Source organism: Pseudomonas sp. DWRC2-2, from assembly GCF_049897885.1.
Classification (GTDB): Bacteria; Pseudomonadota; Gammaproteobacteria; order Pseudomonadales; family Pseudomonadaceae; genus Aquipseudomonas; species Aquipseudomonas azotoformans_A.
The window spans coordinates 1,496,663-1,515,218 of record NZ_JAFCXD010000001.1 but is presented as its reverse complement, the minus strand read 5'-3'; the positions used below and the strand labels follow the sequence as shown (position 1 = coordinate 1,515,218).

Here is an 18,556-nt window from a genome sequence, read left to right as displayed (position 1 = left end):
GAAGATCATCAGGCTGGTGTGACAACCCCTGGTTTCAACGGCAGGTCGATGCTGGCAACAAAACCGCCGTCGGGATGATTGGCCAGGATCAGGCTACCGCCATGGCGCTCGGCGGCGCGACGCGCAATCGCCAGGCCGAGGCCATGGCCTTGTGCGGTCTGGCCGGGGGCGCGGTAGAAGGGTTCGCCCAGTTGGCTCAAGTGTTCGGCGTCAACACCGGGACCGTGGTCGCGCACGCTGATCAGGATCCGGTCACCCTGACGCTGGGCGTGCAGCTCGATCGGCTGGCCTTGTGGATTGAAGCGCTGGGCATTGCGCAGCAGGTTATCCACCGCGCGTTCGATCATGGTCGGCCAGCCCTTCAGGTGCAGGTCCGTGTCGGCGTTCAGTTGCACCACCTGGTCCGGCGCGCCGAGCTGGGCGTCTTTTTGCAAGGTTTTGAGCAAGACGGTGAGGTCGACTTCTTCGGCGCTGGCGTTGTCGGCATCAACGCGGGCCAGTACCAGAATTTCACTGATCAAGGCTTCCAGACGGTCGCACTCGCGGGTCAGGCGCGGCCAGAGTTTTTCCCGCTCTTCGGGGCTGGCGCGTTCGGCCAGGGCCAGGGCGATACGCAAGCGCGCCAAGGGTGAGCGCAGTTCGTGGGACACGTCGCGCAGCAATTGGCGCTGGCTGCCGATCAGGCTTTGCAGGCGGGCGCCCATGCGGTTGAAATCGGTGGCCAGCACGCCGAATTCATCGCGACGGTTGGCCAGGCGCGCCAGGCTGTTTTGCTGATAGGTGGCTTGGCCAAGGTCGTGTACCGCGCCGCGTAAACGGCTGAGGGGGCGGGTGATGGACAGCGTCACCAGCAGGCTGAACAGGGTCAGCACTACCAGCGCAATCGCCAGCGCGCTCAACGGCCACAACAGGCTGCTGCGGTGCCAGGCGTCGAGTTCCGGGTGGGGAATGCGGTAGATCAGCAGGTAGGTGTCGCCGGTCTTTTCGCTGGTGTACTCGGCGGTCAGGCGGCGCCAGGGCAGGTGGCCGTCCTGGCTGTCATTCTGACGGGCTTCGAAAGCGGCGGCGCGGCGCGGGAAGGTGCCGCGCACCACCGGCTCGCCGCTTTCATTCAGCACTTGTACGTCGATGTGGTACTGGCGTTTGCGTTGTTGCAGCAAATCTTGGGCCGCGTCCTCGCCCTGGGCTTCGTAGAGCTGGGTCCACTCTTCGGCCAGGTTATTGAGGCCGGGGTGACGGCTGAGAATCCAGGCATCTTGATTGAGCATGTGCCCAAGCAGGATCGACAACCCGGCAACCAAGGCGATAGCCAACCAGAAACTGGCCAGGATGCGCCAGAACAATGAACGCACAGGAAACCCTCAAACAGGAAAAGCCCAGTGGCGGTGGCCACTGGGCTGGGAGCGTTAACGCGGGTGCATTATTGCGCTTTTTGCGGCTGTTGCGCTTTCCAGGCCTGGAATTCCTTCCATTCGGCGCGACGCTGTTCCTGCTGCTTGACGATCTCGTCGAATTTCTTCTGCTGGTCAGGCTTGAGCACCGCACGAATATCCGCCTGGGTTTTCTGCTTGCCGGCGGCGATTTCGTCCTGCATGGCTTTCTGGTCAGCGGCTGGCAGTTTGTCCAAGTACTTCTTGGTCAGGTCTTTGCGAGCGTGCCATTGGTCGCCCATCAACTTGCCGATCTGCTGGCGCTGTTCCTTGCTCAGGTCCAGTTGGCTGAAAGGGCCGCCTTTGCCACGCGGACCGTGTTCACCGCCGTGGCCCGGGCCACCCATCATGTGGCCTTCCGGGCCGCCCATCGGGCCTGGGCCTTCAGGCATTGCCGCCATGGCAACGGTGGGCAGGGCAGCGGCGAACATCAAAGCGATAAGGGTCTTGCGCATGGTGATTCTCCTGTCTCTATTCCGGTGAGTCCGGATGTGAGTAGATTAAGGAGATCAAGGTCAGCGGCGGTCAGGTGTGGGTAAAGCTTGGGTAAAGACGATTTGGATGGGCGCTGACAAAACCAGGAGCCCAGGGCTCCTGATTTCAGAGGCTGTAGTAGTAGCCCCGGCTACGCAACGCCACGATCCGTGGCCGGCCATCCGGGTGTGGGCCGATTTTTTTGCGCAGGTTGCTGACGTGCATGTCCAGGCTGCGATCGTAAAGGGTCAGCTTGCGGCCCAGGGCGATCTGCGCCAGTTCCTGCTTGTCCAGCGGTTCGCCGGGCTGACGCAGCAGCGCTTCCAGCAGGCGGCTTTCGGAAACGGTGAGGGCGAACTCCTGCTCGTCGATGCTGACCACGCCGCGCACCGGGCTGAAGCACAGGTCGCCCAATTCCAGCTGGGTCGACACGGCGGCCGGATGGCTGCGACGCAATACGGCGCGCAGGCGGGCGGTCAGCTCGCGTGGGTCGCAGGGCTTGGCCAGGTAATCGTCGGCGCCCAGTTCCAGGCCGAGGATGCGGTCCAGCGGCTCGCCGCGGGCCGAGAGCATCAGCACCGGCAGTTCCGGGTGGTCGTTGCGCAATTGCTTTAGCAATTCAAGGCCGCTGCCGTCGGGCAGCATCACGTCGAGCACCACCGCAGCCGGCGCGCTGTCGGCCAAGGCTTTGCGCGCACTCAAGCCGTCATGGCAGGCGCGCACCTGAAAGCCTTCCTGGCTCAACCAACTGGTCAGCAGCTCACAGAGCTCCTGGTCATCATCTATCAGTAACAGCTCGCTCATGACTCACTCAATTTAGCCATTGTCGACGGCGACGGTGCCCCCCGCTGGCGAAGATCCCGCACAGCAGGGCGATCAGTGCGACGGCCCCACCGGTGACGAACCACTGTTGTTGCTCGGTCAGCCAGCGGGTCAAGGCGCCGCCCTGTGTATCTTTGAGTTGCTGGGCCAGGCGTTGGTTCTCTTGGCGAAGGCGACTCAATTGGGCGCTTTCGCGGGCAGCATCTGCGTTTTGCAGTTGCTTGCTCAGTTCTTCACGCTGGCGTTCGCTTTCTTTCAAACGTTGCTGCAACTCGGTGATCTGGGCGCCGGCACTCAAGGACAGGGGCGTGGAACTGCCGGTGTTCGAGGTTTCTTCAGCGTGGGCCGTAGCCCCGATCATTACCACTGCCAACAGACACAACTGACGTAAGCGCATCGGAACTCCTGATTCCACACGAATATTCAGAACGTTGTCGGCAGGGTACCGAGAATAATGAGCAATTAGGCATGCGCCGAACCGATTAGGTTCGGCGCGGCCGTTATCAAGGCAAGACTTGCTTGAACGGCTTGATCACGACGTCAGCGTAAACGCCGGCCGCCACGTAAGGATCAGCCTTGGCCCAGGCCTGGGCGTCGGCCAGGGAGGCGAACTCGGCGACGATCAGGCTACCGGTGAAACCGGCATCGCCTGGGTCGTTGCTGTCTACCGCAGGGTGCGGGCCGGCCAGCACGATACGGCCTTCGGCCTGCAGCTGCTTGAGGCGCTCGACATGGGCCGGACGTACGCTCAGGCGTTTTTCCAGCGAATTGGCCACGTCGGTGGCAATGATGGCGTAGAGCATGTCAGTCCTCGGTTTTAGGCGTGGTAGGGGCAACGTCATGCATGTGTCGCGACAGGTAGATGCCCTGGCCCACCAGGAACAACACGGTCATGGCCAGACTGCCGAACACTTTGAAGTCGACCCAGTAATCCTGGAAGGTAAAGGCCACGAACAGGTTGGCGGCGCCGCAGAACAGGAAGAACACGATCCAGGCCACGTTCAAGCGTGTCCAAACCGGCTCCGGCAGTGTCAACGCATGGCCCATGATCCGCTTGATCAGCAGGCGGTCACCGATGAAGTGACTGCCGGTAAACACCAGCGCGAACAGCCAGTTCACCACCGGCGCTTTCCATTTGAGGAAGGTTTCGCTGTGGAAGGCCAGGGTCAGGCCGCCGAATACCAGGCAGGCAATGAGGGTCAGCCATTGGCTTTTTTCCAGCTTGCGCTGGGAGATGAAGATAGCGCCGTAGACGACGATAGAGCTGATGATCAGGACGGCGGTGGCGCTGTAGATGCCCCCGAACGACACCGGGTGACCGGCGATATCGATGACCCTGGGGTCGAGTTTGGTAACGATGAAAAACAGCAACAGCGGGATGAAGTCGATGAATTGTTTCACAGTAAGAGCCAGAAGCTGGATGTGGCGGCATAATAACAAACATCCTTGGTAGCGAAAGCGCCAGCTGACTTGAGGTTACACATCCCCGTGAATGTTGATTTGCACTGCCACAGCACGGCCTCCGACGGCGCCCTGGCGCCCGCGGTACTGGTTGCGCGTGCGTTTGAAAAAGGCGTGCGAGTCCTGGCGTTGACCGACCACGACACCCTCGAAGGCCTCGACGAAGCCCGCGAAGCCGCGCATTCATTGGGCATGCAACTGGTCAACGGCGTGGAATTGTCCTGCACCTGGGGCGGCGCCACCATTCATGTGCTCGGCTATGGTTTCGATCAGCAAGCCCCGCCGCTGGTGCAGGCCATTGCTGATTTGCACGATGGCCGCTGGCTGCGGTCCGAAGAAATAAGCCGCAAGCTCAGCCTTAAAGGCATGCCGAACGCCCTCGACGGCGCCCGCGCCATCCAGCAGGAACTGGGCGACAGCGGCAATGCACCGGCGCGGCCGCACTTTGCCGACTGGATGGTGCGTGAAGGGTTCGTCAAAGACCGCGCCGAAGCCTTCCGCAAATGGCTGGGGGCTGGCAAGTTGGGGGATGTGAAGCAACACTGGCCGACCCTGGAAGACACGGTCGGGACCCTGCGTGCCTCCGGCGCCTGGGTGAGCCTGGCGCATCCCTGGCATTACGATTTCACCCGCAGCAAGCGCCGCAAGCTGATCAGCGACTATATTGGAGCGGGCGGCCACGCGATCGAAGTGGTCAATGGGCATCAACCCGCCGAACAGGTCGGCAGCCTGGCGATCCTTGCCCGCGAATTTGGTCTGCTGGTCAGCGCCGGCAGTGATTTTCATGGCCCAGGTGGGTGGTCCGAAATCGGCGAGTATCGCCAGGTACCCGAAGACCTGCCGCTCTTGTCGGGGCGATTCAAGCATGACCCCATTATTGCCACCGTCTGAACAGGTAGAACACGTGAGTCAATTCTTCCAGATTCATCCGGAAAACCCCCAGGCGCGCCTGATCAAGCAGGCCGTCGAGATTATTCGCGCCGGCGGCGTGGTGATCTACCCGACGGATTCCTCCTACGCCATTGGTTGCCAGATCGGCGACAAGGGCGCGGTGGAGCGTGTAAGACGCCTGCGCCAGCTGGACGACAAGCACAACTTCGCGCTGATCTGCAGCGACCTGTCCCAGCTCGGCCTGTTCGCCAAGGTCGACACCGGTACTTTCCGCCTGCTCAAGGCGCACACGCCGGGGCCCTACACCTTTATTCTCAACGCCACCCGCGAAGTGCCGCGACTGCTGTTGCACCCGAAAAAGCGCACCATTGGCCTGCGGGTGCCGGAACATCCCATCGCCCTGGCGCTGCTCGAAGAGCTGGGTGAGCCCTTGATGAGCGTGTCGCTGATCATGCCGGGTGAAGATGAGCCGCTGTACGACCCCTACGAAATGCGTCAATTGCTGGAAAAACAGGTCGACCTGATCATCGACGGCGGCTACGGCGGCAACAAGGCCTCCACCGTGATCAACCTGGCCGACGGTGAGCCCGAGGTGATTCGCGTGGGTTGCGGCGACCCGGCCCCGTTCATGGTCGAGGCCTGAATGTCAGCCGTGGAAACCGTTGATCCCCAGGCGGGCGCCCAGCAGGAACTGCCGTTTGCCATGGTGTATGGCCAGGCGGTCATGGAAATGCCGCTGGATCTGTACATTCCCCCGGACGCCCTGGAAGTCTTCCTTGAAGCGTTCGAGGGTCCGCTGGACTTGCTGCTGTACCTGATCCGTAAACAGAACATCAACATCCTCGACATTCCGGTGGCGGAAATCACCCGCCAGTACATGGGCTATGTCGAGTTGATGCAATCGGTACGTCTGGAATTGGCCGCCGAATACCTGGTGATGGCCGCCATGCTCGCCGAGATCAAGTCGCGCATGCTGCTGCCGCGTTCGGAAACGGTGGAAGCCGAAGAAGACGACCCGCGCGCCGAGCTGATCCGCCGCCTGCAAGAATACGAACGCTTCAAGGCCGCCGCCGAAGGCATCGACGGCTTGAGCCGGGTGGGCCGCGACGTAGTAGTGCCCAAGCTCGACGCCCCCGAAGCCCGCGCACGCAAACTGCTGCCGGACGTGAGCCTGGAAGAGTTGCTGATGTCCATGGCCGAGGTGCTGCGCCGGGGCGATATGTTTGAAAGCCACCAGGTCAGCCGCGAGGCGTTGTCGACCCGCGAGCGCATGAGCGATGTGCTTGAGCGCCTGAAGGGCGGTGGTTTTGTGCCTTTTGTAGAACTGTTTACTAAAGAAGAAGGGCGCTTGGGCGTAGTGGTGACCTTTATGGCGATCCTCGAATTGGTCAAGGAGTCCTTGGTCGAGCTGGTCCAGAATGAGCCTTTTGCGGCTATCCACGTGCGGGCGCGAGCCGAATAAAGAGCTGAATCGATGAATCTGACTGAACCCCGCGAGCTGGCGCCGCTGCTGGAAGCCTTCCTACTGGCCTCAGGTAAGCCGCAATCCCTGGAACGCCTGTTCGAACTGTTTGAAGAAGCCGAGCGCCCTGAGCCGCCGGTGTTCAAGAAGGCGCTGGAAATCCTGCGCAAATCCTGCGATGGCCGCGCCTTTGAACTGCGCGAAGTGGCGTCGGGTTACCGCCTGCAGATCCGTGAGAAGTTTTCCCCGTGGGTCGGCCGTTTGTGGGAAGAGCGTCCGCAACGTTATTCGCGGGCGATGCTGGAGACCATGGCGCTGATCGCCTATCGCCAGCCGATTACGCGTGGCGAGATCGAAGATGTACGGGGCGTGGCGGTCAACAGTCATATCGTCAAGACCTTGCTGGAACGCGAGTGGATCCGCATCGTCGGCTACCGTGACGTGCCCGGCAAACCGGCGATGTTCGCCACCACCAAGGTGTTTCTCGACCACTTCAACCTGAAGAACCTCGACGACCTGCCGCCGCTGGCCGAACTGCGCGAGATGGAAGCCGAGCCGGTGCTCGATTTTGACGACGCGCCCGTCCCCGCAAGCCTGCAGGAATTGGCCGATGCCAGCGCCGAGCCGGAAGAGCCGAAGGACGAGACCAGTTTCCATACGTTGCTGCTGGAATTGGACGACATGGAGCAGGGCATCAAGACTGACTTTGATGACCTGCTGCGTGACGGTGCGGACGCGCCTGAAGCCCAAGTGAACGTGGACATTGAGCCCGAGGTCGAACCTGAATCCGAGCCTGAGCCCGAAGAAGATATCCTCGGCGTGGCTGAAGCCCGGGAAAAACTCCTGGCTGCCGTCGCCGCCCTCGATCAGCCGTCGCTGAGCGACGAAGAAGACGAAGCCCGCGCCCTGGCAGAAGCCATCGAAGCCGAGCGTCGCCAGTTCGAAGACTGACGCGATATTTCCAAACACTGCTAAACCCCCACATTTTGATCTCCAGTGTCAGGGACAAACCATGAGTTCCACCAAAGACCCCTGCATCAGCCTCTGCAAATTCAACGCCGACATCTGCGTCGGCTGTGGCCGCAGCAAGCGCGAGATCCGCGCCTGGAAGAAGCTCGACAAGGCCGACAAGCGCATTGTCCTGGCCGAAGCCGAGCTGCGCCTGCTGGCCCTGGGTGCCACCGGTCGGCGGAAAAGCAAATGATTAGGGTGTTATCGACTAGTCTCTGATGCGCAACGCGCACCATGCGCGTATGATTCGCGACCCTTTACCGAGCTATTCGGCCAAAGCCCCGCTTTCAACACTCTTCAGGCCACGCCTGAATCGACCCACCGGGAGGTGCTTAAGATGAACGACAAAGACCAGAACGACAGCCAGGAAATCGGCCCAGCAGGCGAAAAACTGCAAAAGGTGCTGGCGCGTATCGGCGTGGGCTCGCGCCGCGACGTCGAAGCCTGGATCACCCAGAAGCGCATCAAGGTCAACGGCGTCGAGGCCACCCTCGGCCAGCGCGTCGACCTGCACGATGCAATCACCATTGATGGCAAGGTCATCAAGCGTGAAGAGGCCGCCGAATCGGTGCGCCGCGTAATCATGTACAACAAGCCGGACGGCGAGATCTGCACCCGTGACGACCCGGAAGGCCGTCCGACCGTGTTCGACAAGATGCCCAAGCCCAAAGAAGGCCGTTGGATCAACATCGGACGTCTGGACATCAACACCACTGGCTTGCTGATGTTCACCACTGACGGTGAACTGGCCAACCGCCTGATGCACCCGTCCTACGAGATGGACCGCGAATACGCCGTGCGTGTGCGCGGCGAAGTCGATGACGAGATGATCGAGCGCCTCAAAGCGGGCGTGGTGCTGGAAGACGGCCCGGCCAAGTTCACCGACATCAAGCAGGCGCCAGGCGGCGAAGGTTTCAACCACTGGTACCACTGCGTGGTGATGGAAGGGCGTAACCGTGAAGTGCGTCGCCTGTGGGAATCCCAGGGGCTGGTGGTCAGCCGCCTGAAGCGCGTGCGTTTCGGCCCGGTGTTCCTGAACTCCGACCTGCCGATGGGCCGCTGGCGCGAAATGAGCCAGTACGAAGTCGACATCCTCAGTGCCGAAGTCGGCCTGACGCCGGTCGCGATGCCGCAGATGAACGCCAAGAGCAAAGACAAGCTTGAGCGTATGCAGCGTAAATCGTCGCGTCCTGTGGCACGTACCGAGCGTGTGGCCCGCACCCTGCGCCCGGCGCTGAATGCACCGGCATCCGGCGGTCGTATCTCGCGTGAGCCGCAGATCGAAGGTGAGCGTCGCCCAACCGCGCCATCGCGCCAGGAAGGTGAACGTGCGCCACGTGCACCGCGCCCGGCCCCGGCCGGTGGTCGCAGCAACCGGGGTGAAGCGGATCGCCCGGCCGATAACGCCAGCACCAAGCGTCCAGCCAAGCCGGCGGCGAACAAGCGCCCTGGCCCGAAACTGGTCGCGGACGAGCCGTCGGGCAAGCGCCGTGGCGCCCCGGCCGGTTCGGGTCAGCGTCCTGGTTTTGGCCGCAAGAAGCCGCAGTGATGTAAGGGCTGCACAAAAACGCCAACCCTCGGGTTGGCGTTTTTTTATGCACAGCATTTGTCAGAACGCAAAAGTCCCATCGAATACCGGCTTGTCATCCAACGCCAACACCCCACTGGCAAAGATCAGATCCAAGTGATGGCTGCCTTTCTGCCCGCCCCCCAAACCCAGGTGCAGCCCGCAGTGGCGCTCCTCGAACCCGGCATTGCGCGCATACAGATCCTTCACGCCTTCATTGGTGCCAATCCCCAGTTCCTCGACGCGTCGATTCGACGGATTGGCATTCAGGTACTTGTTGAAATCCTCCGCCAGCCCTGGCACGTCACTGGCCACGCTGCAGATGGTCGAGTTCTCGATCCACAGCTCCAGTGGTGACGCCAGCACGCCATATTTACGCGCAAACGGGATGGTGCTGAGAAAGGTGCCGACAAACCTCACTTGGCCATTGATGGCTTCACTGTGAGTGGCGATCTCGCCGGGGGCCAGGTCGTGGTTGCCGATGCCGTTGATATTGGTCCACTTCTTGATGCTGCTCATCGGCGCTTCCAGGCGTGAGCCGTGCTTGTCGGTAAAGCTCAGCACCGTGGCCTGGGACATGCGCCGGATCAGCGTGGCATTGAGGTCGGCAATACGCTGGGGCTCGACACTGAAGGTGTCGTAGAAGTAGTCGCCGTAGTCCTTGAACAGCAGGGATTTTTTCCAGTGTTCGGCCATCACACCCTGCAGGGCGCGGATAAAGTCCGGGCCTTCGGCGCGAGGGTTGGGCAGGGTGGAAGAGTCGTAGAGAAACAGGTACAGGTCGCAAGCTTCGATGGCCTCGGCCAGGGTGTCGCTGGCGGCGAGGTCCAGGCGCTGCACCTGGAAGTTGAAGCGGGCGGCGCTGCTGTGGGTGATCGCCTGGGCGATGGCGTCGTAGCGCTCGGTATGGCCCAGCAGCACGGTGGGGCGACTCAGGCCATTGAGGGCCGGGTGGTGCGCGAGGTAGTAGAGAAAGTGTTCGACGGCGCGGGCCTTGTCCATGACGTGTTTCCTTCTGTGCCTTGGGTAAGGAGGCAGATGCCGTGCACAGCACCTGCCGGATGCCTGCCGATATTTAGAATGGCCACATCGCGGTGCCGAACGGCACAACGGCGTCGGCTTGCATCATTTCAACGGCGGCCTCATGGGTCGGCGCTTCAAACCAATCGTCGAGTTGCAGTTCGGTTTCCAGGTCGTTTTCCAGTGCTTGCATGGTGTATCTCCTAGAGGACGTTGTTTGAGAACGGCTTGCCAACGGGCTTCGCTGGCAAGTGGGAAGAACCTAGGAGAGAGTGTTTCAAAATGCAAAATTTTTATTGACACGGTTTCATTTGGATTTTTTGTTCTGTTTTTTGTGTTTGAATTTTTCTTTAGCAAATTCAGGGAACTACGCAGGCTAAATTGTAGGAAATTTCCGAGCGACAATTTTCCTTAAGATCACGGCTGTAACGTTAATTTTCCGTGCTGTAACGATTAATTTACGAGTAAATGGCGACATTATTGGCTGACCCGGCCCTGTAAGGATTACCTGACAGATCGTCGCACTCGTCTCTCGAGGGCGCCCCCAAGCTGGCGAGCGGTGTACAATCCGCCGCGTTTTACTGTGACCCCCTTGCGTAACCACGCAAAAGGCCAAGACCCCAGGGTTTACCCACCCTGATCACTCCGCCTGGCCACGAGCCGGACGGGTTCGATTTCGTCACAGATAAAAACAAACAGGTGACGCATGACCGTTAGAAAGACGCTGTACTCCTGGTGCTTGCGCTGGGGTTTGAGCGGCGCTGCTTGAGTCGGTAATTCAAGGCAGCAATCTGCATTCAACATCATCAAACCTTGCGTGAGAGCCTTTTCATGAGTGTTCCCCCTTCCTCTTCAGGCGAGCTGAAACGCGGCCTGAAAAACCGGCATATCCAGTTGATCGCCCTGGGTGGCGCCATCGGCACCGGCCTGTTCCTCGGCTCGGCCGGGGTGCTCAAATCCGCTGGCCCGTCGATGATCCTGGGCTATGCCATCTGCGGCTTCATTGCCTTCATGATCATGCGCCAACTCGGCGAAATGATCGTCGAAGAGCCGGTCGCTGGTTCCTTCAGCCACTTTGCCCACAAGTACTGGGGCGGTTTCGCCGGCTTCCTGTCGGGCTGGAACTGCTGGATCCTGTACATCCTCGTGGGCATGTCGGAGCTGACGGCGGTCGGCAAATATGTGCACTACTGGTGGCCGGAGATCCCGACCTGGGTCTCGGCCGCCGCCTTCTTTGTGCTGATCAACCTGATCAACCTGGCCAACGTCAAAGTCTTCGGTGAAGCCGAGTTCTGGTTTGCCATTATCAAGGTGGTGGCCATCGTCGGCATGATCGCCCTGGGCAGCTATTTGCTGGTCAGCGGCAGCGGCGGGCCACAGGCCTCGGTGACCAACCTGTGGGAGCACGGCGGTTTCTTCCCCCATGGCGTCGGCGGGTTGGTGATGGCCATGGCAATCATCATGTTCTCCTTCGGCGGCCTGGAAATGCTCGGCTTCACCGCCGCTGAAGCGGACCAGCCACGCACCGTGATCCCGAAAGCGATCAACCAGGTGATCTATCGAATCCTGATCTTCTACATCGGTGCGCTGGTCGTGCTGCTGTCGCTGACCCCATGGGACAGCCTGCTCACCACCCTCAACGCCTCCGGCGACGCCTACAGCGGCAGCCCGTTCGTGCAGGTGTTCTCGATGCTGGGCAGCAACACCGCTGCGCATATCCTCAACTTCGTGGTCCTGACCGCCGCGCTGTCGGTGTACAACAGCGGCACTTACTGCAATAGCCGCATGCTGTTGGGCATGGCCGAGCAGGGCGATGCGCCCAAGGCCTTGGCGAAGATCGACAAGCGCGGCGTACCGGTACGCTCCATCCTCGCGTCGGCGGCGATCACCCTGGTGGCGGTGCTGATGAACTACCTGATCCCGCAACACGCGCTGGAACTGCTGATGTCGCTGGTAGTGGCCACGCTGGTGATCAACTGGGCGATGATCAGCCTCTCCCACTTCAAGTTCCGCCAACACATGAACCGCACCGGCCAGGTGCCGCTGTTCAAGGCGCTGTGGTATCCGTACGGTAACTATGTGTGCCTGGCGTTCGTGGTGTTTATCCTGGTGATCATGCTGATGATTCCGGGGATCCAGGTGTCGGTGTACGCGATCCCGGTGTGGGTGGCGTTTATGGCGGTGTGTTACTGGGTCAAGAACAAGCGCAGTGCCCGCGCAGCCATGGGCACAACGGGGACGGTTCTGGAGTAGGACCTTTCCTCAAACAGAAAACCCGGCGCCGTGCCGGGTTTTTTGTGTGCAGGGGCAGGTTAGAATCGCCCCTCGTTTTTTCAGCGTGCCTGGAGGCCCCATGCAACACACCGACATCGACGGCGGCGCCTTGCAGCGCGATGAACTGGAAGACCTGGTCGACCAGCATGGCGGCCCCTTGCGCCTGATCGGAGTGGATTTGAGCGGCGCTGATCTGTCGCGCATGGCCTTGGATAACTGGGTGTTCGAGCGCTGCATCCTGGTCCAGGCCTCCTTTCTCGGTTCGCGGCTGGAAGGCACGCAGTGGAAAAGCTGCCGCGCCAGTCTCGCCATTTTCGAAGCGGCGAACCTGTTGGAAGCGCACTTCCACAGCTGCGATCTGAACAACACCCGCTGGCAGCGCAGCAAGCTGTCCCAGGCGAGCTTTGAGCACTGTAAGTTGACCGGCGCCAATTTCACCCATTGCGCTTCGCTGGGCTTGAGCTTCAGCGAAACGCGGTTGAACAGCGCCTTCTTGTCCGGGCTGTCGTTTGCCCGCACCGTGCTGAATAACCTGGATTTCTCCGACAGCGATTTGTCGGATGCCGACTTTCGCAAGGCCGAGCTGATCGATTGCAGCCTGGCCCACGCTCGTATCAATGGCGCCAATTTTGCTGGCGCCGACTTGCGGGGGGCGGATTTAAGCGGGTTTCGCCTGAATGATGCCAAACTGTTCAAAGGCGCCGTGATTTCCAAAGCCCAGGCGTCGATGTTGTTGTCCGAGTTGGGCTTGTCCGTTGCTTAAGGTTTTTGATTGATGCTGGTGATTTCCAACAATGTGCAGCTGCCCGACGCCGAGATCGAGCTGACCGCCATTCGCGCCCAGGGCGCTGGTGGACAGAACGTCAACAAGGTGTCGAGTGCCGTGCACCTGCGATTTGATATCCCGGCGTCGTCGCTGCCCGAGTTCTACAAGGAGCGCTTGCTGGCGCTGCGCGACAGCCGCATCACCAGTGAAGGCGTGCTGGTACTCAAGGCCCAGCAATACCGGACCCAGGAGCAGAACCGCGCGGATGCGTTGGAACGTCTGGTGGAATTGATCCTCAGCGCCACCAAGGTGGAGAAAAAACGCCGCCCGACCAAGCCGACCCTGGGCTCGAAAAAGCGCCGGCTTGAATCCAAGACCAAGCGCGGCAGCATCAAGGCCGGGCGCGGCAAGGTCGACTTCTAGTCGCCACGTGCCTCACGGGCCTTGGGTGCCTGACGGTACAGGTACAGGCTCAGCAGCAAACCACCCAGGGCTGCAAGGGCGGCGAAGAGGAAGATCGACGCAAAGCCGAAGCCGGCTGCCACGGCCCCGGCGAGCGGTCCGGTGATGCCTAGTGACAGGTCGATAAACAGCGAGTAGGCGCCCACCGCCGAACCTCGGCTGGATGCCGGCACCAGGTTGACGGCCTCCACCCCGAGCGCCGGGAACACCAGGGAAAAGCCGAAGCCGCTCAACGCCGCGCCAGCGAGGGCCAGGTTGGCGTCCGGCGCCAGCCATAACAGCAGCAAGCCGAGGATCTCCACCGACAGGCAGGCAATCGCCACGCGAAAGCCGCCGATCCGGTTGATCAGGTTGCCGAACAACAACCGTGCGCCGATAAAGCTGGCGCCGAACAGGCTCAGGGCCCACACCGCGTTATCCCAGTGCTGGGTGGTGTAATACAAGGTGATGAAGGTGGCGATGGTGCCAAAGCCGATGGAACCCAGCGCCAAGGCACAGCCGTGGGGCAATACGCGGCCCAGCACATTCATGAAGGGCAGGCGCACGCCGGCAACAATCGGTGCGGCGACTTTGTTCCAGGCCAGCAGCAGGCCGACGATGGCCAGCAAGATAATGCTGACGCCCATGCTCCACAGCCCGAAATTTCTTACCAGCAACACGCCCAGTGGCGCGCCGACGGCCAGCGCGCCGTAGCTGGCGATGCCGTTCCAGGAAATCACCTTGGCGGTGTTCTGCGCGCCGACCCGTCCGATGCCCCAGCCGATCGCGCCCGAACCTACCAGACTTTCCGCGCTGCCAAGGACCAGGCGGCCGATCAACAGGCTGCCCAGGCTCAAGGCTGGCAGGCTGGAAAACCACGCCGCGAGCAGCATGAACACACCGCTCAGGCCGCAGCCCGCCAGGCCGATCAGCACGGCGCGCTTGCTGCCCAGGTTATCGATGATTTTGCCCGCATACGGGCGGCTGAGCAGGGTAGCCAGGTATTGCACGCTGATCACCAGGCCGGCAACCACCGCGCCATAACCCAGCTCACTGTGGACATAGCCCGGTAACACGGCCAAGGGAATGCCGATATTCAGGTAGCCAATGAAGGTGAACAACACGATGGAAACAACTTGCAGCGTGACCGCCATGGGGCGCTGGGTATCGGGCATGGGAAAGGTCCACTGTCGCGGCAGGTAAAGATAGGCTGCTAATGATACCGGTGGTTTGGCTTGCGCAGGGCGGTAAAACGCAAAAACCTCGGCTCAGAAAGACGTCAGGCTTGGGCAGGGGCCAGCAATTGGGTGGTGACCAGGGCGGCCAGGGCGTTTTCCTGGGTGCCGAAACGCTTGAGCAGCAGCGCTTGTTTGTCGGCGCTGAGGCGGTTCCAGATCTCGACCATCTGCAAGGCCGCGTCGAGTACAGCGGTATCCGGGTTGTCGGGGAGGGTATCGGTCATGGCAGGCGTCTCGATGGGTTCAGGCAGTGTGGAAAGCGCTCAAAGCTGCGCTTTCCACACGGTCTGGTACGGCGTCAGTCCTGGCTTTCGCTGTCGACTGGTTTTGCTTCTTTGGCCTCAGGCTGTTTATCACTGGCCTGCTGCGGTGTTGGCTGCTCTGTAGGGTGCAGGCTTGGGAAGGGGAGATTAGGTATCTCGTGCATCGTCGTCGCTCCTCGCAAGGTCTGTTTTTTCAATCGCAGGTGATTCCGCGCTCTCAAAAAGCCTTGGCAGGATACAGCACTGCAAATGACAAAAAGATTTTAATGTCGGCAGATGGATGAACTTTCATCGTTTAAACGGTCGTTCGGCTAGAACGGCACCTTGCCCAGGATCATGTCGCGGTACATCACAAAATCCCCCAACAGGCTGTAGAACGGGTGCTGAAAGGTCGCCGGACGGTTCTTTTCGAAGAAGAAATGGCCGATCCAGGCAAAGCTGTAACCGGCAATGGGCAAGGCGATCAGCAAGCCCAGCGACCCTCTGCCGATGGCGTACGCCAAAATGCCGATGACCAGCGTGGTGCCGATAAAGTGCAGGCGCCGGCAGGTGCTGTTGGCGTGTTCGCTCAGGTAATAAGGGTAAAACTCAGCAAAGCTATTGAATCGCTTGACGTTTTCCACGGTAACCGGCCCTTTGATTGTTATGCCGCCCAACAGATGTTCGGCGGGGAGCTTATTTGAGTCTAGAGTGATCAGTGGTAACAGCCAGTGACAATAGATGCCACTTTAGTATCCTTGGCTTCCTGGCTGCCGTTTGAGCCTGCTTTATTAAGAAGACGCCATGAGCGAACGAACAACTTCTGCAAGCTGGGCGATGGGGATAGTCAAGGCATTGGAAATGGACGGCCTGGATTGCCGCGCCTTGTTCAAGCAGCTCGGCCTCGACTACGCCGCCCTGAGCGATCCCGATGCGCGGTTTCCGCAGGACTCCATGACCCGCCTGTGGCAGCGCGCGGTGGAGCTGTCGGGTAACCCGGCGATCGGCCTGAACATGGGCAAAGTGGTGCGCCCGGCGTCCTTTCATGTGGCCGGTTATGCATTGATGTCCAGCAACACCCTGGCCGAAGGTTTTATGCGGCTGGTGCGCTACCAGCGGATTATCGCTGAAAGTGCCGACCTGAGTTTCCGACTGATCCCCGAAGGTTATGCGCTGATTCTGACGGTACACGGTGACCACCTGCCGCCTACCCGGCAAAGCGCCGAAGCCTCGCTGGCCAGTGCCTTGGCCCTGTGCGGCTGGTTGACCGGCCGCACGCTGCAGCCGCGCAAAGTGGTGCTGCAAGGTGAGCAACCGGCGGACCTGGCCCCGTACAAACAAGCCTTCCATGCGCCGCTGGAGTTCAATGCACCCTACGACGCGCTGATTTTCGAGCGGGCCGACATGGACGCGCCGCTGCCCACGGCCAACGAGGCCATGGCCTTGCTGCATGACCGCTTTGCCGGTGAATACCTGGCGCGCTTCTCGGAAAGCCGCGTGACCCACAAGGCGCGGCAGGTGTTGTGCCGCCTGTTGCCCCAGGGCGAGCCCAAGCGTGAAGTGGTGGCCCAGACGTTGCACTTGTCCCAGCGCACCTTGCAGCGGCGCTTGCAGGAGGAGGGCACCAGCTTTCAGACCCTGCTCGATGACACCCGCCGTGAACTGGCCGAGCAATACCTGGCGCAACCCAGCATGACCCTGCTGGAAATTGCCTACCTGTTGGGCTTTGCCGACCCGAGCAACTTCTTCCGCGCGTTTCGTCGCTGGTTCGATGTCACGCCCGGCGAATACCGGGCGCGGTTGTTGGACGCGTCGAGCGTCAGTGGCGCCAAAACGCCGGAATACACAGAACAAAGACCGTAATGATCTCCAGCCGGCCGAGCAGCATGCCCAGCGACAGGATCCACTTGGCCGCATCCGGCAGGCTGGCGAAATTGCCCGCCGGGCCAATGGTTTCGCCCAGGCCCGGGCCCACGCCCGAAACGGTACTCGCGGCGCCGGTCAAGGCAGTCATCCAGTCCAGGCCAAGCAGCGACAAGGCCAGGGCGATGGCGCAGATGGTGATGGCGAAGAAGAACGAAAAGGTCAGGATCGACCGTACGATCTCTTCGTCGAGACGGTGGCCGTTGTACTTCTGCTTGATCACCGCGCGCGGGTGAATCAGCTGGTTCAAGTTGGCCTTGAGCAGGATATAGGCAACCTGGAAGCGGAAGATCTTGATCCCGCCGGCCGTCGAGCCCGAACAGCCGCCGATAAAGCCGAGGTAGAAGAACAGCATCAGTGAGAAATTGCCCCACAGGCTGTAGTCCCCGAGTGCAAACCCTGTGGTCGTCACCACCGACGTGACGTTCAGCGCCACATGACGCAGCGCGTCCAGCCAGTGCAGGTTGGTGGTCCACCAGTACCAGGTGCCCAATACCAGCCAGGTCACCAGCAACAAACCGAGCAGGCCCTGGACCTGCTGGTCCTTGATCAACGCCCGGCGGTTACCGCGTAAGGTGGCCACATACAGGGTAAACGGCAAGCTGCCGAGGATCATCACCACCACGGCTACCCAGTGCACCGCCGGTTGCTTCCAGTGCGCCAGGGATTCATCGGAGGTGGAGAACCCGCCGGTGGAAATCGCTGACATCGCATGGTTGATCGCATCGAACAAGCCCATGCCGGCCCACCAGAACGCCAGGCTGCCGAGGATGGTGATGCCCACGTAGGCCGCCACGATCAGTCGCGCCACCATGTGCGAGCGGGGCATGACCTTTTCCGAACGGTCCGAGGATTCGGTCTGGAACAGGCGCATGCCACCAATGCGCAGCAGCGGCAGGATCGCTACCGCCATGCCGATAAAGCCGATACCGCCGAGCCAGTGCAGCAGCGAACGCCACATCAAGATACCCGGCGACATCGCGTCCAGGCCGCTCAACACCGTGGAGCCGGTGGCGGTAATGCCGGACATGCTTTCAAAAAACGAATCGGTGTAGCTGATGTGCTGGGTCAGCAGGAATGGCAGCGCGGCAAAGATACACACCACCACCCAGCTGCTGACGGTCAGCAGGTACATGTCCCGCGGGCGCAGGTGCACATGCTCGGGGCGCCCGGGGATCACCAGCGCCAGGCCGGCGATAAAGGTGATCATGCTGGCCCACAGGAAGGAAGGCAGGTCGCTGGTGCGTTCGAAAATCACCAGGGTGGCCATGGGCACGACCATCGCGATCGCGAGGGTGATCAGGAAGATGCCGATGATGAAACCGATGATGCGCAGGGTCGGCAACGCCATGAAATTCGCTCGGATGTTGGAGGTGGCGCCATTCTACCTGCGGTGCAGGGCTTGTAAACCGGGGCTTGGAAGCGATGAGAGGCTAATGTGGGAGCGGGCTTGCTCGCGAAGGCGGCGTGTCAGTTGAAGAATTTGTAGCTGATAGACCGCATTCGCGAGCAAGCCCGCTCCCACATGGATTGT

General features: G+C 60.9%; 22 protein-coding genes. 10 read left to right on the top strand and 12 right to left on the bottom strand.

The genetic code is table 11. The features are described 5' to 3' along the window. Positions 1–8 precede the first annotated feature (8 nt). The 6 genes from ACP7EW_RS07450 to ACP7EW_RS07425 form a co-directional block, all read right to left on the bottom strand. Positions 9–1,352: a sensor histidine kinase gene (locus tag ACP7EW_RS07450; RefSeq protein ID WP_426216180.1), complete on the bottom strand. Its 1,344-nt coding sequence runs from the start codon at positions 1,350–1,352 to the stop codon at positions 9–11. A gap of 68 nt (positions 1,353–1,420) precedes the next feature. Further along, the gene (locus tag ACP7EW_RS07445; RefSeq protein ID WP_016975427.1) at positions 1,421–1,885 is read right to left on the bottom strand and encodes an LTXXQ domain-containing protein; all 465 of its coding nucleotides are present in this window, start codon (positions 1,883–1,885) and stop codon (positions 1,421–1,423) included. 145 nt (positions 1,886–2,030) lie between these two features. Continuing rightward, a complete protein-coding gene (locus tag ACP7EW_RS07440) occupies positions 2,031–2,708 on the bottom strand; it encodes a response regulator transcription factor (protein WP_003193803.1) in 678 nt (225 codons plus the stop codon). Between the two features lie 7 nt (positions 2,709–2,715). Further along, positions 2,716–3,123 carry a translation initiation factor 2 gene (locus tag ACP7EW_RS07435; RefSeq protein WP_426216178.1) on the bottom strand — a complete coding sequence of 136 codons (408 nt, stop codon included), beginning with the start codon at positions 3,121–3,123 and terminating at the stop codon, positions 2,716–2,718. A 106-nt stretch (positions 3,124–3,229) separates the two neighbouring features. After that, a complete protein-coding gene (locus ACP7EW_RS07430) occupies positions 3,230–3,529 on the bottom strand; it encodes a YciI family protein (protein WP_015885584.1) in 300 nt (99 codons plus the stop codon). Between the two features lies 1 nt (position 3,530). Next, entirely contained in the window at positions 3,531–4,127 is a 597-nt protein-coding gene (locus ACP7EW_RS07425) for a septation protein A (protein ID WP_033896348.1), read from the bottom strand. Positions 4,128–4,214: 87 nt separating this feature from the next. On the opposite strand from ACP7EW_RS07425, the gene ACP7EW_RS07420 reads away from it, so the two are divergent. From ACP7EW_RS07420 to rluB, 6 genes are all read left to right on the top strand, one after another. Beyond that, a complete protein-coding gene (locus ACP7EW_RS07420) occupies positions 4,215–5,078 on the top strand; it encodes a PHP domain-containing protein (protein WP_033896347.1) in 864 nt (287 codons plus the stop codon). A 13-nt stretch (positions 5,079–5,091) separates the two neighbouring features. Further along, a complete protein-coding gene (locus tag ACP7EW_RS07415; protein ID WP_033896346.1) occupies positions 5,092–5,721 on the top strand; it encodes an L-threonylcarbamoyladenylate synthase in 630 nt (209 codons plus the stop codon). Between the two features lie 120 nt (positions 5,722–5,841). Then, complete coding sequence (locus ACP7EW_RS07410) at positions 5,842–6,540, top strand: segregation and condensation protein A (protein WP_177053511.1); 699 nt, start codon at positions 5,842–5,844, stop codon at positions 6,538–6,540. 12 nt (positions 6,541–6,552) lie between these two features. Then, positions 6,553–7,491 (top strand): SMC-Scp complex subunit ScpB, encoded by a 939-nt coding sequence (scpB, locus tag ACP7EW_RS07405; protein WP_426216176.1) that lies wholly within the window; start codon positions 6,553–6,555, stop codon positions 7,489–7,491. Positions 7,492–7,552: 61 nt separating this feature from the next. Further along, entirely contained in the window at positions 7,553–7,744 is a 192-nt protein-coding gene (locus tag ACP7EW_RS07400; RefSeq protein ID WP_177111165.1) for a DUF1289 domain-containing protein, read from the top strand. A gap of 144 nt (positions 7,745–7,888) precedes the next feature. Continuing rightward, the gene (gene rluB / locus ACP7EW_RS07395) at positions 7,889–9,100 is read left to right on the top strand and encodes a 23S rRNA pseudouridine(2605) synthase RluB (RefSeq protein WP_338575665.1); all 1,212 of its coding nucleotides are present in this window, start codon (positions 7,889–7,891) and stop codon (positions 9,098–9,100) included. Positions 9,101–9,160: 60 nt separating this feature from the next. On the opposite strand, the gene ACP7EW_RS07390 is transcribed toward rluB, so the two are convergent. Together ACP7EW_RS07390 and ACP7EW_RS07385 are read right to left on the bottom strand one after the other, a co-directional pair. Further along, a complete protein-coding gene (locus ACP7EW_RS07390; protein ID WP_269131855.1) occupies positions 9,161–10,120 on the bottom strand; it encodes a leucyl aminopeptidase in 960 nt (319 codons plus the stop codon). 73 nt (positions 10,121–10,193) lie between these two features. Further along, positions 10,194–10,331 (bottom strand): hypothetical protein, encoded by a 138-nt coding sequence (locus tag ACP7EW_RS07385; RefSeq protein ID WP_003175756.1) that lies wholly within the window; start codon positions 10,329–10,331, stop codon positions 10,194–10,196. A gap of 638 nt (positions 10,332–10,969) precedes the next feature. Here ACP7EW_RS07385 and ACP7EW_RS07380 point away from each other — a divergent pair. The 3 genes from ACP7EW_RS07380 (at position 10,970) to arfB (ending at position 13,601) form a co-directional block, all read left to right on the top strand. Then, positions 10,970–12,391 carry an amino acid permease gene (locus ACP7EW_RS07380; protein WP_426216173.1) on the top strand — a complete coding sequence of 474 codons (1,422 nt, stop codon included), beginning with the start codon at positions 10,970–10,972 and terminating at the stop codon, positions 12,389–12,391. Between the two features lie 100 nt (positions 12,392–12,491). Continuing rightward, positions 12,492–13,175 carry a pentapeptide repeat-containing protein gene (locus ACP7EW_RS07375; RefSeq protein ID WP_426216171.1) on the top strand — a complete coding sequence of 228 codons (684 nt, stop codon included), beginning with the start codon at positions 12,492–12,494 and terminating at the stop codon, positions 13,173–13,175. A 12-nt stretch (positions 13,176–13,187) separates the two neighbouring features. Continuing rightward, entirely contained in the window at positions 13,188–13,601 is a 414-nt protein-coding gene (gene arfB / locus ACP7EW_RS07370) for an alternative ribosome rescue aminoacyl-tRNA hydrolase ArfB (protein WP_017737978.1), read from the top strand. Here the strand turns inward: arfB and ACP7EW_RS07365 are convergent. From ACP7EW_RS07365 to ACP7EW_RS07355, 3 genes are all read right to left on the bottom strand, one after another. After that, the gene (locus ACP7EW_RS07365; protein ID WP_033896338.1) at positions 13,598–14,794 is read right to left on the bottom strand and encodes an MFS transporter; all 1,197 of its coding nucleotides are present in this window, start codon (positions 14,792–14,794) and stop codon (positions 13,598–13,600) included. The two genes, arfB and ACP7EW_RS07365, sit on opposite strands and share 4 nt — an antisense overlap. Before the next feature lie 104 nt (positions 14,795–14,898). Further along, entirely contained in the window at positions 14,899–15,081 is a 183-nt protein-coding gene (locus tag ACP7EW_RS07360) for a hypothetical protein (RefSeq protein ID WP_038851602.1), read from the bottom strand. Positions 15,082–15,431: 350 nt separating this feature from the next. Continuing rightward, positions 15,432–15,743: a DUF962 domain-containing protein gene (locus ACP7EW_RS07355; protein WP_015885568.1), complete on the bottom strand. Its 312-nt coding sequence runs from the start codon at positions 15,741–15,743 to the stop codon at positions 15,432–15,434. 160 nt (positions 15,744–15,903) lie between these two features. Here ACP7EW_RS07355 and ACP7EW_RS07350 point away from each other — a divergent pair, with 160 nt between their 5' ends. After that, positions 15,904–16,962 carry an AraC family transcriptional regulator gene (locus ACP7EW_RS07350; RefSeq protein WP_033896336.1) on the top strand — a complete coding sequence of 353 codons (1,059 nt, stop codon included), beginning with the start codon at positions 15,904–15,906 and terminating at the stop codon, positions 16,960–16,962. Here the strand turns inward: ACP7EW_RS07350 and ACP7EW_RS07345 are convergent. After that, positions 16,919–18,373 (bottom strand): TrkH family potassium uptake protein, encoded by a 1,455-nt coding sequence (locus ACP7EW_RS07345; protein WP_033896335.1) that lies wholly within the window; start codon positions 18,371–18,373, stop codon positions 16,919–16,921. The genes ACP7EW_RS07350 and ACP7EW_RS07345 overlap by 44 nt on opposite strands. Positions 18,374–18,556 lie beyond the last annotated feature (183 nt).